Raw genomic sequence first — 14,198 nt, forward strand, 5'->3', positions numbered from 1 at the left:
GAGGTGCTCGCCCTGGTGGGAGAGCACCTCACCAATGCCCAGATCGCCAGCCGCCTGTTCATCTCGGTCCGGACGGTCGAGAGCCATGTCTCCTCACTGCTGAGGAAGCTCGGCGCGGCCGACCGCCGAGCCCTCGCCGACCTGACACCCCAGGTCAGCAGTCCGTCGCTGCCTTCGCCGCTGACGTCATTCGTGGGCCGGGCGGCCGAGCGCGCCGCCCTGGCCGAGCTCCTGGCCGGTCACCGGTTGGTTACGGCGGTCGGACCCGGCGGTGTGGGCAAGACCCGGCTGGCGCTCGCGGTGGCCGCCGACATCACCTCGCGCTACGCGGACGGGGCGAGGTACGTCGACCTGGTGCCGGTGACCGACTCGTCCATGGTCGGCGCCGCCGCGGCGAACGCCTTCGGCTTCGGTGAGCAGCCGGGCCGGTCGCCCACCGGCACGGTGGTCTCCAAGCTTGCCGGGACGGAGGCGCTGGTCGTGCTGGACAACTGCGAGCACCTCGTGGACGGAGTGACCGCCTTCGTCGAACGACTGCTCGCCGGCTGCCCGGGGGCGACCGTCCTGGCGACCAGTCGCGCGCGGTTGCGGCTGCCGTTCGAGTACGTGTTTCGGGTGCCGGGGCTGTCACTCGCTGACGTCGCAGGCGAAGGCGACAGCGACGCGGTGGCGTTGTTCGTCGAGCGGGCCGCCATGGCGGGCTGGTCGTCGTCCTACCCGCACGACCGGGACCGGATCGCCGCGATCTGCGCCGAGCTGGACGGCGTCGCCCTGGCGATCGAGCTGGCCGCGGCCCGGGTGGCGACCTTCGGGCTCGACGGCCTGGAGGCCGGCCTGGCCGACCCCTTGAGCCTGCTGTCAGGCGGGTCCCGGCTCGACGCCCGGCACCAGTCGGTCCGGTCCACACTGGACTGGAGCTTCGGCCTGCTCGACCCCAAGGACCAGGTGGTGCTGCGTAGGGCATCGGTGTTCGCTGCACCGTTCACGCCCGCGGAGGCGGCCACGGTGGCGGGCCACTCGCCGCTGATGCCCGGGGAGGTGGCGAGTGCGATGGCCCGCCTCGCCGACCACAACCTGCTGGTGGTCGTCCCAAGTCCCTCCAGCACTCGCTACCGGATGCTGGAGACGATCCGGCAGTACGGGTCCGAGCGCATGTCCCAGGTCGGTGAGTTCGACGACGTACGCGGTCGGCATCTGCGCTGGTGCCTGGCGACCGCCTCGGAACTGGACGCGAGCGCCGACACCTCCGGGTTCGACGAGGTGGCCGACGACCTGTGGGCGGGGCTCGGCTGGGCCGCCCGCCAACCCGAGTGGCGGGCCGACGCCCAGGATCTCGCGGTACGCCTGGCCCGACTCACCTACGCCAGGGGGACGCCGAGCCAGGCTCAGGACCGGTACGAGGAGGCGGCCGCGCTGGCCGCCGATCCCGCCGACGCCGCAGCGGCGCTGCACCTCGGCGCGGTCGTGGCCTGGGGCCGGCATGCTGGAAACGAGGCGATCCGGCTGTACCGCGCCGCGGCCGAGGCGGCCAGCCGGGCCGGGGACACGCGCCGTGCCGCCCTCGAGCTCCTCAACGCAGCCGAGATCCTCGCCTACGCGCCTGGCATCTTGTCCGAGCCGGCGCCGCCCGGCGCGGACCATGCCCTCGTGGCCGAGGCGCGAGCCCTGGGTGGCGGCGATGCCCATGTTGAGGCGGCCGTGCTGGTCGTCACCGCCGTCCAGGGTGAGCTGCTCGACCCGGCGACGCTCGAGCTCACCGAACGCGCCGTCGAGCTGGCCCGGCGGGTCGGGGACGCCCGCCTGGAGAGCGTCGGGCTCGACGAGCTGACCGCCGTGCGGCTCGCGTACGGGGAGCTGGACGGCGCCGCCGCGGCCGCCCGACGCCGCCTCGAGCTGCTCACCCCCCTGGCCGACGACGTCGAGATGGCGTGGGAGTACTCCGACGCCCTCCACATGGCGCCGATGGTCTACCTGGCCGCGGGCGACCTCGAGACCGCCCGCAGATATGCCCAGCAGCGCAGTGAGCTGCCCTTCTTCCGCGAGGCGCACCACTTGGCGCTCGAATGGCTGCTCACCACGGCCGCGATGGCCGGCGACTTCGACGAGGCGGTCGAGTACGCCGCGGGCTTCCGTCGGGGGTGGCTGGAGGCCGGCCGGCGCCCGATCGGCGGTATTGCCTTCGCGCCCGCCGCGGCCGCGATGGTGTACGGCATCCGAGGCGATCAGGAGGCCCGGCTCGAGTGGCTCGACATCCTCAGCGAGATGCGACGGGTGCTCGACACGGAGAGAGATCAGCCCGGATACAGCCGCGTCTTCCTCGCGCTGGTGGCACTGCACCGCGGTCGGCTCGACGATGCCTTCACGCCGTTGGCCGAGGCGCCGGAGACGCTCAGGCATGGGTATGACGGCGCGTGGCGTCCCTGGTACGCCGCTCTGTGGGCCGAGCTCGCAGTGCTGGCAGAACTGCCCGAGCGACACAGCCGTCTCGACCGGGCGAGGTTCGTCGTCCGTGGAAACCCGATTGCCTCGGCGATCGTCGACCGGGCCGACGCCCTCGACAACGGCGACTCAGATCGGCTCCTGGCCATTGCCGCAGCCCTCGCCGCCGCCGGGTGCCGGTATCAGCAGGCCCGCACGCTCGTCCTCGCCGGCGGCGAAGCGAGGGCCGAGGGTGAGGCGATGATGGCGGGAATCGGCGCGACGCCCATGGCCACTTGATGTCAACGGACGCGCGCCCGTCGCGCGGCGCTGAGACGGCCTGAGGCCACGGGGGTAAGGTCCCGAGCGTGGACCGCATCGAGGGCGTCTTCGGTGCGCTTCTCGACGAGATCGTCAGCTACGTCGACGAACGCACGAGCGTGCACGTCGTGGGGCCGCGGGGCTCGGGGCGCAGCGAGGTGCTGGGTCTGGCTGCGGACCGGCTCGACGACGCCGGCCTGAGTGTGTTCCGGATCTACGGGAACCCCGCCTGGCGCGACGAGCCGTACGCCGCCCTGTACTCCGCCGGCCTCTCTCCGCCGGCACCGAGCGGCCCGCCAGTGCCGCGGCGACCAGCCGCCGACATGCTCGCCGCGCTCGGCCAGCAGCTCCGCGGCGGCGCGGTGGTCGTCGTCGACGACGCCGACGATCTCGACCAGCACACGGTCGGCGCCCTGCTGGCAGCGCGACGACGGACGTCGTTCGTCGCCGTGACCGCGAGCCGGACGCGTCATCCGATCGCCCCGGCCTCCCTCCTGCTCGGCCTGCCTCCGGCGGTCCGGATCGGCGCGCCGATCCTCGGTCTCGAGGAAGTCCACGGGCTGACCCGCAGTCTCCTCGACGGACCCGTCGAGGCTGGGGTGCTGACCCGGATCACGATGCTGTCCGGCGGTCTCTACGGCCTGGTGTGCGCGATGGTGTCGGTCGGCCGGAGCACGGGCCGGCTGGTGCGACGCGACGGCGTGTGGACCGCCCCGGATGACCTGTGGGCGCCGCACCTGGCCGCAGCCGTGGAGCCGTTCCTCGCTGGCGCCGACGGCTCGCTGTGGTCCGGCGCCACAACCCTCGCGCTGACGGGGCCGGTGCCGCTCGCCGACGCCGAGAAGCTGATCGAGCGGAGTGACCTGGACCGGTTGTTCACCTCCGGTCTGGTGCACCACACGGTCCACCACGGCGACACGGTGGTCGGCGTCTATCCACCCCTGCTGGCGGAGTTCCTGCGCCGGGAGGGCTCGGCGTTCGGCCTCGCGCAGGCGCGGGACGTGGCCGGCCCGGGGCTGGAGCGGTTCGACCCGATCGACATGGGCGGCGCGGACGCCGCCGTACTCAACCAGCGCCTGTTGCGTGGCACCGCGGACCGGGCCGCGAGAGCCGGGGAGGTCTGGGACGGCGCCCCCACCGCCGAGAACGCCCTCGAGCTGATCGTGGCGCTGCGGGCCACTGCTGCCCCCGCGGCTGAGGTGGAAGCGGTCATCGAACGCACCGACCTCGCCGGGGACCGTTCGCAGGCAGCCGCCAAGTTCGTCGCCACGGTCGCGACCTGGCGTGCCGTCGACGGGAACGACCTGCCTGGCGCACTGGCCTACCTCGACCAAGCCGGGTCCGACCTCCTGCCCGACCACGTCACGATGATGCGGGCGACCCGTGCGCACCTGGTCTTCCTGCGCGATCGCATTCCCGATGACGACCTGACCATCGATGCGGCGGCCGAAGCCGAAGAGGGCGGGGCCGAGTGGCTGACCAACGTCCGGCTGGAAGTCCTGATCGCGAGCGGGCAGGTCGAGCAAGCGCGCAGGCTGCTCGACGGCTTCCGACCCCGGCGCGGCAGCGGCACCTTCCAGGCGACGCTCTGCGACGGGCTCGTGGACGTGCTCGCCGGTGACCTCGAGTCCGGCATCGAGAAGGCCGACCGCCACCTCCACGTGGCGCGGCGCGCGGGCGATCCGCGGGCGATCCAGGGCTACTCCTACGTCGAGCTCCTCGGCCTCACGCTCGCAGGCCGGCTCGGTGACGCGGCGGACCTGCTCTACCGGACCATGTCGGCGGCCCGGATCGCGGCGTTCAGGGAGACCTTCCACACCGGCGTTCTCGTCCTCGGCGCCGAGATCGCGCTCTCCCGAGGCCGGGTGCTCCGCAGCCGCACTCTGGCGGCGCAGGCACTCGCCACCGATCGCGGCACCGGCCCCTTCCCAGGCATGGACCCGTCGGTCTTCGTCGGCGGCGACGACGATCCCGCGGCTCTCGGCGCGAAGATCTGGGACCTGGTGGCCGACCGGGTCGAGCGAGGGTACGCCGCCAGTGCGGTGCTGCTGGCGACGCAGGCTGTCGCGCGGCTGCCCGAACCGGCCGCGGCCGAACGGATCCGCGACGTAGCGCTCGGACTGGAAGGACGGCTGCTCCCCGCCGTAGGTCGGTACGTGGACGCAGCAGCTCGGGCGGACGTCGACGATCTGGGCACGGCCATCGCCGACTTCCGGGACACCGGCGCTCTCTTCTTCGCCGTACGAGCGGCGGTGGCGCGGGCTCTGGCACTGCGCGCGCAGGACCGCACCACGGAGGCCGCGGCGCAGGCCGACGAGGCGTGGGTGCTGTCGTCGGTCGCAGGTCAGGAGCGCAGCGGCATGTTCCGCCACCTGGTCGACGACATCGCGCTGTCGCCACGCGAGGTCGAGATCGCCGAGATGATCGCCCGTCCGATGACCACCGCCGAAGTGGCCCGCGCGCTGCAGATGAGCGTGCGAACCGTGGAGACGCATCTGCACAACGTCGGCCGCAAGATCGGCACCTCCGGGCGCGATCCTCTGGTCCGGGCGATCACCACCTGGCTGCGTCCAGGCGGCGCCTGACGGAGCGTCCCACGTGGTCGCGGGGCCGGCCGGCCACGTAACGGAACGCCCCGCCCTACGCAGCTCAGCCGTAGCGGTACGCAATCCCTCCGCCGGGTCCCGCAGGGGGCGTTCTCCGCCGTGACCCTTGGGGTGACCGAAAGGTCCCCGGGAACGTCAGGGAGACGCAGGCCGGGCCGACTGAGAGGAACACCATGAACAAGTTCACTGCGGGCATCGGATCGCTGGCCCTCGTAGCCGGCTCCGCGTTCTTCGTCGTGACGGCGCAGGGCCAGGCCGCATCCGCCGCGAACCCCCAGGTCACGACGTCGCTGAGCGCGAGTGCCGTGCTCGGGAGCTGGGTCCACAACGGCAGCTACACCGACTGGCAGGAGGACCCCACCCAGCCGACCCTCGAGGACGGGCTCAAGCTGGGTGAGCGCGAGACGAGGACGATCACCGGCAGCACCGAGACCACCGATTGGGTCACCGAGTCGCCCGGCGACGGTTGGGTCCAGGTCGCTGAGCGGACCGTCATCGTCAAGCCCGCCTGGACCGAGACGATCCCGGGTGAGCCGTCTCAGTGGTGGAACTTCCAGCCGAACAAGACCGAGGGGCCGTTCGACGGTCCCCCGACCTTCCCGAAGGACCCGCGGGGCACGTGGACCCACAAGGGACAGCTGCCGCCGGGTCATGAGGGAGCGGATGGCGTCTACCAGCAGGGTCAAGGCAACGGTTCGTGGTTCTTCCGTCAGGCGGGTACGCCGGACCAGAAGATCGAGCACGCCGCGGTCACCCGCCAGGAGCTCAAGTTCGAGCGCACGTCACCGGACGTCACCGAGTACCGCTGGCAGATCCTCGAGTGGGTCGACGACAACGGCGGCGAGAACGGCGGCGAGAACGGGACCACGCCGACGGACCCGGCGCAGCCGGACGACGACCAGGGCGTCGGCGCGGCCACCGAGACTCGGCCTGACCAGCCCCGGCGTGAGAAGAACCGCGCGCCCGGCGCGACCAACCCGAGGGTCCCGACCGTGATCGACGCGGGTCTGTGATGAAGCGCCTCGTGACTGTCACCGTGGTCGCCGCCCTGGCGGCCACCGGGGTGGCGGCCGGGCTCGCGGTCAGCGGGGCCGACTCCCGAGAGGGGTCGGCCCCAGTGGCCATCGCACCGGCCATCGAATCTGCGGCCACCACGCAGCCCGCGCCACGAGCGCCGAAACGCCTGCGGCTGTGGAAGTTCGACGCGCCGGTGGTCCCGGTCAAGCTAGAGGGCGGCGCACTCGATCCGCCGTCCGACCCCGAGGTTCTGGGCTGGTGGGGGCAACCGGCCGGCGCCGCGGGGGGCACCACTCTCCTGGTGGGTCACACGGTCAGTACCGGCGGCGGGACGCTCGACGACCTGGAGCACACGACGGTGGGCTCGGTCGCGAAGGTCTCCGGCGTTCGCTACCGCGTCGATCGGGTCACGGTCATCACCAAGGCCCAGCTCGCCCGACGAGCGCCCCGACTCTTCGACCAGACAGGCACTCCGAAGCTCGTGCTCGTCACCTGCGAGGGATACGACAGCGTCACGCGCACCTATGCCGACAACGTCGTGGTGGTCGCGACGCCCATCGGCGCAGCCTAGGCGCGGGCCTTGTCCTTGCCGACCAACGCCTCAGCGGTGCCGACCAGCAGCACGGCAGCAACGACGGCCAGGACGAAGCCGATGACGTTGAGCTCCCAGATGCTGCCGGTCCCGAACAGCTGAGCGATCAGGCCTCCGATGAGGGAACCGGCCAGCCCGAGGCCGAGGGTGGCCAGGATGCCGAGGTTCTGCTTGCCGGGCTTGATGAGTCGCGCCAGTGCCCCGATGATGAGGCCAGCCACGAGAAAACCGATCATGGTGCAAATCTACTCTCCCAGCGTGCACGTCCGATCCGACGAGAGGCGCCCCGGCGTGACTGATGGCAGCTGACGGCTCCGTGCTCCAGGTGGAGCAGGTCGACCTCCGACACCAACCGAGCCTTCGCCGATGGTGGGAGACCGGGCGTGACTGCTGGTCGGGTGATCGGGTCGTGCCGGACTGGCCGGTCTGGGATGTCAGCCGCCGCGTGCTGCCGGCAGACAATCCTGAGCTCGAGACCAGCTCGTTCCTCGCCAGCGACCAGGAGGGCGTCGTCGGCTTCGGCATGCTCGTGCTGCCCGTTCGCGACAACCCGCACCTGGCCTTCGTCGACCTGGGCGTGTTGCCGGGCCGCCGCCGCGAGGGTCGTGGCACCGCCCTGGCCGGGGTACTCGAGGAGCTCGCGCGCAAGCGGGGTCGCAACACCGTCATCGTCGAGGGATACGCACCGCCCGAGGCAGCGGCGCCGTGCGAACCGTTCGCGGCGACCTTGGGCTACGAGCTGGCCAACCAGGAGACCGTGAAGCACCAGTCGGTGGCGAGCTACCGCGCACTCCGCGATGATCTGCGGGCGGAGACGGCGGCGGGCCTTGCGGACTACCAGATCGTCGGGTGGGACACCGGGTGCCCCGACGAGTACATCGAGGACTGCTGCCGCCTGCTCAGCGGCTTCAATGCCCAGGTTCCCCTCGGCGACCTGGCGTTGGAGGACTCGGAGTGGACGCCCGAGCGGATGCGGGCCTGGGAGGCTCGCAACCAAGAGGTCGGGCGCCACTCCTTCTCTGCCGGCGCGGTTTCGGCCGACGGTTCGCTCGTCGGGACCAGTGGGATCCGGGTCGACGACGACGACCCCACGCGTGGCACGGTCGGCATCACCCTGGTCGCACCCGACCACCGCGGACACCGGCTGGGGCTGGCCCTGAAGATGGCGGTCACCGACCTCGCCCTGCAGCACTTCCCCGACCTGGACCATGTCGAGACGTCGAATGCCGACAGCAACACGCACATGAACGGGGTGAACGAACGCCTCGGCTATCGACCTGTCGAGCGCTTGCTCGAGTTCCAGAAGGTGCTGTGACCTACGCCTGCACCTCGTTCAACCCAGCGCCCACATGACCTCAGACTTTCGCAGCGGGCGGTCACAGCCGTGTGACACTCTGGACCGGCTCGTGACCCATGCAGGAGAGGTGATGGTCCGGTGCACGACGCAGACTTCCCGGTCAGACTCCGTGCTGCCCAGGCCGGCGACGAGCTGGCGTTCGCGGAGCTCTTCCGCGCCGTGCAGCCACAGCTGCTCCGCTACCTCGGCGCCTTGACCTCCAACCTGGCAGACGGCACCGCCGACGATGTGGCGGCCGAGACCTGGGTCCAGGTCGTCCGTGGACTCGATCGCTTCCGAGGCGACGAGCAGGGCTTCCGGGCGTGGGTGTTCACGATCGCGCGGGCGAAGCTGGTTGACGCACGGCGGCGCTCCGGCCGGCTTCCGGTGCCGGACGACGTCGAGCAGCGGCTGGCCGAGGTCGGCGTGCCGAGTGCCGCGGAAGCAGTGGAACAGCTCCTGACGACGGAGCAGGCACTGGCGCTGGTCGGTTCGCTGCCCGCGAAACACGCCGAAGTCGTCCTCCTGCGGTACGTCGCCGGGTTCGACGTGAAGGAGACCGCCCGCATCCTCGGCAGGACGGAGGGAGCCGTCCGGGTCACCGCCCACAGGGCGCTGCGACGGCTCGAAGAGATCCTGGTGGGATCTTCCGAGCGGCCGTGTGTAACAGAAATGCCCTCCGAGTCGGTCAGGGGAGTGAAATGACGATCCACGAGCACCACCAGGCCGCCGCCGAGACCTCGTCCGAACGAGTGAGGTCACTGCTGGCGGCCGCGAGTGCCCCCACGGAACCCGGGCCGATGCCCGGGGAGGCGGAGGCGCTCGCGGCGTTCCGAGCCGCTCACCCCCCGGAGAGGTCCCCCATGAAGTCCACTCTCAACCCGGCCAAGGCCGCGCTCGCAGCCAGTGCCGCGGTCGCCCTCGTCCTCGCCGGAGCCTTCTCGGCCGCAGCCGCCGGAGCGCTGCCGGGCGCCGCTCAGGAGACGGCACACGACGTCCTGTCCAAGATCGGCGTCACCGTCCCCGGGCCCAACAACGCGTCCGACGGCCACCCCGACGATCGCGGCTCCTCCGGCCAGGTCGACTCGGAGGAAGAGGGGTCATCCCCCGCCCCCTCTTCCTCCGAGACCCCCGCTGAGGCCACGGAGACCGACGAGGACTCGCCAGGCAAGGGCGCGGAGATCTCCGAGCTCGCCAAGAACACCGAGTCCACCGGCGTCGACAAGGGCGCGGAGATCTCGACCCTGGCGTCCGGTGGCAAGAGCCAGGCCGGGCAGCACGGGGCAGCGGCGGACGCACCGAAGGGCCCGCCGGAGGACGCCGGAAAGCCCGACGACGCGGGGAAGCCCGACGACGCAGGGAAGCCCGACGACGCGGGGAAGCCCGAGGATGCCGGCAAGCCCGACGACGCCGGAAAGCCTGACGATGCGGGAGGACCTGCCTCTCCGAGGTGAGGTAGCGGGCAAGCGCGGAGCACGCGTGCTCAGCGCACGCTCTTGACCCGCAGGATGGCAGCTGCGCTGGCCAGCGCACACGCACCCGCGACGGCGTACAGGAAGGCGTAGCTGTCTCCGCCGATGATCAGGATCAGCGGGGCGAGGGCGGGTCCGACGGAGAACGGGAGTGCTCCCGCGATGTTCATGACGCCGAGGTCCTTGGCGACGTTCGTGGTGTCGGGCAGGACGTCCGCCACGAGCGCCAGGTCCACGGCCATGTAGATGCCGAACCCGAGACCGCTGATCGCCATCCCGACCAGGTAGCCCTCGAGACTGCCCGCTGCTGCGACCACGAAGAGCGCCACGGCGTACACGACGGCAGCAGCGCACACGAAGACCTTGCGGCGACCCCACTGGTCGGACAGCCTGCCCGCTGCCAGGGAGGCGACGATGAGGACGGCCGAGCTCGCGACGGTCCCGCGGAAGATGTGGTCGGGCACGCGGCTCTCGTCGCTGCCGATCTCGTCGAGGAGGAAGTACGCCTGGAAGGTGATCAGGAACGCGTAGGCGAGGACGAACAGGAAGCGACTGACGAAGGCCCACGTGAAGTCGACGTTCCGCCTCGGTGGGACGTAGAACGTGCCGAGGAACTCGCGGAGCGACCACGGCGGCTTGTCGGCAGGCTCGAGTCTGCGGTCGGGCAGCGTGGCCGCGAACAGCAGGATGAAGACGGCACCGAGGGCACAGGGCGCCAGGAACATCGCCCACATGTGTCCGGTCAGGCTCTTCACGACGAAGGTGGCGACCACGGACGCGACCGGCAGACAGATCCCCAGCAGTCCGGACACCAGCCCGCGCTGCGAGACCGGGATCTGATCCGGCAGCACCGCGACCTCCACCGCGAGCAAGGCGTTGAAGAACGCCTGCGCCACGCACCACCCCAGGACGACCACCGGCACCGACGGCGCCAGGGCCACGATGAGTACGCCGAGCGAGCCGCCCAGCAGCCCGATCACCATCCACGGCCGCCGCATCCCGTGGCGGGAGGTGGTGCGGTCGCTCAGCCGGCCGAAGAACGGGTTGGCCAGCAGGGCCACCACGGCGCCGACACCGACGACCAGCCCGAGGCTTCTGGGAGCCTGTTCGCTGCCCACCAGCCGTTCGACCTTGAGCGCCAGGGTCACCAGCAGCGGCGCGATCAGCACCAGGCTGGTGCTGGCGAACGCGAGGACGTAACGGGCGATGAAGCCCCCACCGACCCGTGCTTCCGGCGCGCGCTGGCCCGACGTCACGCTGGCTGTGCTCTCGACCATGGGTCCCCCCGGGACAGTGAACGCCCCGGGGGGTGAACCCTGCAACCGGCAGGGTTCCTCAGAGCCTGGCTTCCAGCGCTGCGGCACCGTCCGCGACGCGACCGGCTCGGGCGACGAGCCAGACTGCCAGCAGGAACTCGCCGAGGAAGGTGAATGCGCTGACGGCGGTCCACGAGCCCTGTGAGAGCACACCGCCGAAGCTGTCGGTGGCGTAACCGAGACCGGCGATCACGAGCAGGACGCCCAGGACGCGGGGGATGTAGCCGGATCGGTAGGCCAGGTAGCCGATGAGGAGCAGGTGCAGCCCGAAGAGGAACTGGCTCACGTACCAGATGTCGGTGAACGCGATCACGCCTTGCATGGCTTGTACCTGCACCAGCTCGTCGCCGAGGACTGCCCGATTCCCTTCGTCAGCGAGAAGCCTGACCACGCCGACGAGCTGACCGACGGCCACCAGGAAGACAGCCGAGTAGACCAGCCGCAGCGTCGCCGCCAACATCGACAGGCTCGCACTCACTGGGCTGAACACCCGGTAGAGAGCCCATGCGACCACCACGTCGAGAGCGATCACCACGACCAGGCTGACGATCCCGAGCCGGAACAGACCGGCAGAGGCGGTGATGTCGTCGGCCGTCCGGGCCGCGTCACCGTCGGTGATCAGGCCGTTGATGACGACGACGTTGCCGAGAATGGCGACCACAGACATCAGAAGGAGGGCGATACCTGCGGTGAGGCTCGCGTTGCGGATGGACCACTGCGCGCCGGAGCGCATGGAGGCGAGCGGGGGTGTGACTGGATGCTGCTGGAGAGGCGGGTTCTCGGTCCGGTTCGTCATGGGTGGATCCCTCGTTGACGGTGAGCGCTGGTGTGCCCGAGGAGCAGAAGGTGGCCGCTCATCCAGTTCTCGACGTACGGTGTACGCGTACGTCGTACGGTAGGCGTACAGTGTACGTATGTCAATGGGCGCTACGCGCGGATCCCGAGCTCCGTGGACGAGAGAGCAGCTGCTACGGGCTGCCATCGACCTGGCCGACGAGGATGGGATCGACTCACTCAGCATGCGCCGGCTCAGTCGGGAGCTCGGCGGCGGAACGATGTCGCTGTACAACCACATCTCCAACAAGGACGACCTGCTTGACGGCATGATCGACGCGGTGTTCAGCGAGATCGAGCTCCCTGACTCGGCACCGGGTTGGCAGGACGCCATGCGTCACCGGGCAAGGTCGATGCGCGAGGCCATGACGCGGCATCCGTGGGCGATCGGACTGATGGAGTCACGCCAGACCCCCGGTCCGGCGACCTTGAGCCACCACGACGCGGTGATCAAGTGCCTCCTCGACGCCGGGTTCCCGCTGTCTCTCGCTGCTCACGCGTTCGCAGCCCTCGACAGCTACATCTACGGGTTCGCGCTCCAAGAGAAGAGCCTCTCGTTCGGCACCCCGGAGGAGACCTCCGAGCTAGCGAAGGCTTTCCTCCGCCAGTTCCCGACCCAGGAGTACCCCCACCTCGCCAAGCTGACCATCGAGCACGTCATGCAACCCGGCTACGACTACGGCGACGAGTACGAGTTCGGCCTGGGCCTCATCCTGGATGGTCTCGAGCGACTTCTGCCTGAGCAATGACCACTTCTCCCGACGGCCTGGTGGAGACCAAGCTGCTCCCGCCACGCGCGCGCGGGCAGACGGTGCCGCGCCCCAGGCTCGACGAGCTGCTGCGGCGCGGTGGGGACGCGACCCTGTTGCTGGTGTCGGCACCGGCCGGCTTCGGCAAGACCACGCTGCTCGGAACCTGGTTGGCGACGAGTGGTCGCGACCGTACGACGGCGTGGGTCTCGCTCGACGAGCGCGACCGCGACGCGTCCCTGTTCTGGACGTACGTCCTGCTCGCCGTGGACCGCGCCGCGCCGGGCTCGGCCACCGCAGCACTCGCCCTGCTCCAGTCCGGCCAGGCCGCCACGGAGTCGGTGCTGACCGCGCTGATCAACGAGCTCAGCGTGCGTCCCGACGACCTCACGCTGGTGCTCGACGACTACCACCTCGCCGACGGGCCGGACCTCCGCACCGGGATGACGTTCCTGATCGACCACCTGCCGCCGCAGGTGCACGTGGTGATCAGCTCTCGTGCCGACCCCGGCTTGCCCCTCGCGCGGCTCCGGGCCCGCGGCGAGCTGGTCGAGATCCGAGCAGCCGAGCTTCGCTTCACCGGCGACGAGACCGCCATCTTCCTCAACGAGCTCAACGCGCTCTCGCTCGAGCCGAGCGAGCTCACCGCGCTGGAGGGTCGCACCGAGGGGTGGGCAGCGGCTCTGCAGCTGGCGGTGCTCTCCCTGCGGGATCGGGAGGACGGGTCGGCGTTCATCGCCGGATTCGCCGGTGATGACCGGTACGTCGTGGACTACCTCGCGGACGAGGTCCTCGACCGGCAGCCTGCCGACGTGCGTCGCTTCCTGCTGGACACCTCGCTGCTCGAACGCCTGACACCTGACCTGTGCGACGCGGTCACGGGGACGACCGAGGGCCGCGCGATGCTGGAGTCCCTGGAACGGCAGAACCTGTTCGTCGTACCGCTCGACGCGCACCGCCACTGGTACCGCTACCACCACCTGTTCGCCGATGTGCTCCGCGCGCACCTGCTCGGCGAACGGCCCGACGACGCTCCTGCGTTGCACCGCCGCGCCAGTGCGTGGTTCGACCAGGCCGGCGATCCGGAGGCAGCGGTCCGGCATGCCCTCGCCGCCGGCGACGTCGACCTGGCGGCCGCCCTAGCCGAGTCCGCGATCCGGCCGCTGCTCCGGGAACGGCGCGAAGCGGTGATCGGCCGCTGGGTCGAGGAGCTCCCCAGGGACATCGTGCGGAACCGGCCGGTGCTCGCGGTCGGGTTCGTGGCCGCTCTCGCCGAGAGCAACCGGTTCGACGGTCTCGCCGCGCGGCTCGACGACGTCGAACGACTCCTCGCCGGTCCGGCAGACGACCTGGTCGTGATCGAGCGGTCCGAGCTACCGCGCCTGCCGGCTGCCGTCGCGACGTACCGCGCCGCGCTCGCCCTGGTCGAGGGCGACCTGGACGGCACTGTCGAGAACGCCGAGCTCGCGCTGGCGCGGAACGCCGACGACGACCACCTGACAATGGCTTCCGCCTCCGCGCTGCTGGGGCTCGCGTC

The 14,198-nt window shown here is 70.8% G+C and carries 11 protein-coding genes and 1 pseudogene; 9 read left to right on the plus strand and 3 right to left on the minus strand.

Translation table 11 applies throughout. The annotated features are described in order from the left end of the window. From VFZ39_RS12925 to VFZ39_RS12940, 4 genes are all read left to right on the plus strand, one after another. On the plus strand, window positions 1–2,718 hold a 2,718-nt coding region (locus VFZ39_RS12925; protein ID WP_330866178.1), incomplete at its 5' end, for a LuxR C-terminal-related transcriptional regulator. Window positions 2,719–2,786: 68 nt separating this feature from the next. Beyond that, window positions 2,787–5,324: a helix-turn-helix transcriptional regulator gene (locus VFZ39_RS12930; RefSeq protein WP_330866179.1), complete on the plus strand. Its 2,538-nt coding sequence runs from the start codon at window positions 2,787–2,789 to the stop codon at window positions 5,322–5,324. 194 nt (window positions 5,325–5,518) lie between these two features. Beyond that, window positions 5,519–6,358, plus strand: coding sequence for a hypothetical protein (locus VFZ39_RS12935; RefSeq protein WP_330866180.1), 840 nt, complete (start codon window positions 5,519–5,521; stop codon window positions 6,356–6,358). An 11-nt stretch (window positions 6,359–6,369) separates the two neighbouring features. After that, window positions 6,370–6,933 (plus strand): class F sortase, encoded by a 564-nt coding sequence (locus VFZ39_RS12940; protein WP_330866181.1) that lies wholly within the window; start codon window positions 6,370–6,372, stop codon window positions 6,931–6,933. Here VFZ39_RS12940 and VFZ39_RS12945 read toward each other — a convergent pair. Next, window positions 6,930–7,190 (minus strand): hypothetical protein, encoded by a 261-nt coding sequence (locus tag VFZ39_RS12945; protein WP_330866182.1) that lies wholly within the window; start codon window positions 7,188–7,190, stop codon window positions 6,930–6,932. The two genes, VFZ39_RS12940 and VFZ39_RS12945, sit on opposite strands and share 4 nt — an antisense overlap. 62 nt (window positions 7,191–7,252) lie before the next feature. On the opposite strand from VFZ39_RS12945, the gene VFZ39_RS12950 reads away from it, so the two are divergent. The 3 genes from VFZ39_RS12950 (at window position 7,253) to VFZ39_RS12960 (ending at window position 9,744) form a co-directional block, all read left to right on the plus strand. Then, window positions 7,253–8,269 carry a GNAT family N-acetyltransferase gene (locus VFZ39_RS12950; protein ID WP_330866183.1) on the plus strand — a complete coding sequence of 339 codons (1,017 nt, stop codon included), beginning with the start codon at window positions 7,253–7,255 and terminating at the stop codon, window positions 8,267–8,269. A 120-nt stretch (window positions 8,270–8,389) separates the two neighbouring features. After that, entirely contained in the window at window positions 8,390–8,995 is a 606-nt protein-coding gene (locus VFZ39_RS12955) for an RNA polymerase sigma factor (protein WP_330866184.1), read from the plus strand. After that, window positions 8,992–9,744 (plus strand): hypothetical protein, encoded by a 753-nt coding sequence (locus tag VFZ39_RS12960; protein ID WP_330866185.1) that lies wholly within the window; start codon window positions 8,992–8,994, stop codon window positions 9,742–9,744. Before VFZ39_RS12955 ends, VFZ39_RS12960 begins: the two co-directional genes overlap by 4 nt. Window positions 9,745–9,773: 29 nt before the next feature. Here the strand turns inward: VFZ39_RS12960 and VFZ39_RS12965 are convergent, their stop codons facing one another. After that, window positions 9,774–11,039 (minus strand): MFS transporter, encoded by a 1,266-nt coding sequence (locus tag VFZ39_RS12965; protein ID WP_330866186.1) that lies wholly within the window; start codon window positions 11,037–11,039, stop codon window positions 9,774–9,776. Window positions 11,040–11,097: 58 nt separating this feature from the next. Further along, a complete protein-coding gene (locus VFZ39_RS12970; RefSeq protein ID WP_330866187.1) occupies window positions 11,098–11,874 on the minus strand; it encodes a DUF4386 domain-containing protein in 777 nt (258 codons plus the stop codon). 124 nt (window positions 11,875–11,998) lie between these two features. On the opposite strand from VFZ39_RS12970, the gene VFZ39_RS12975 reads away from it, so the two are divergent. Both VFZ39_RS12975 and VFZ39_RS12980 read left to right on the plus strand, forming a co-directional pair. Continuing rightward, window positions 11,999–12,661: a TetR/AcrR family transcriptional regulator gene (locus VFZ39_RS12975; protein ID WP_330866188.1), complete on the plus strand. Its 663-nt coding sequence runs from the start codon at window positions 11,999–12,001 to the stop codon at window positions 12,659–12,661. Next, window positions 12,658–14,198: pseudogene (locus VFZ39_RS12980) on the plus strand (helix-turn-helix transcriptional regulator); the annotation flags it as partial. The gene VFZ39_RS12975 and the pseudogene VFZ39_RS12980, both read left to right, overlap by 4 nt.

It is taken from the genome of Nocardioides sp. (genome assembly GCF_036374615.1).
GTDB lineage: Bacteria > Actinomycetota > Actinomycetes > Propionibacteriales > Nocardioidaceae > Nocardioides.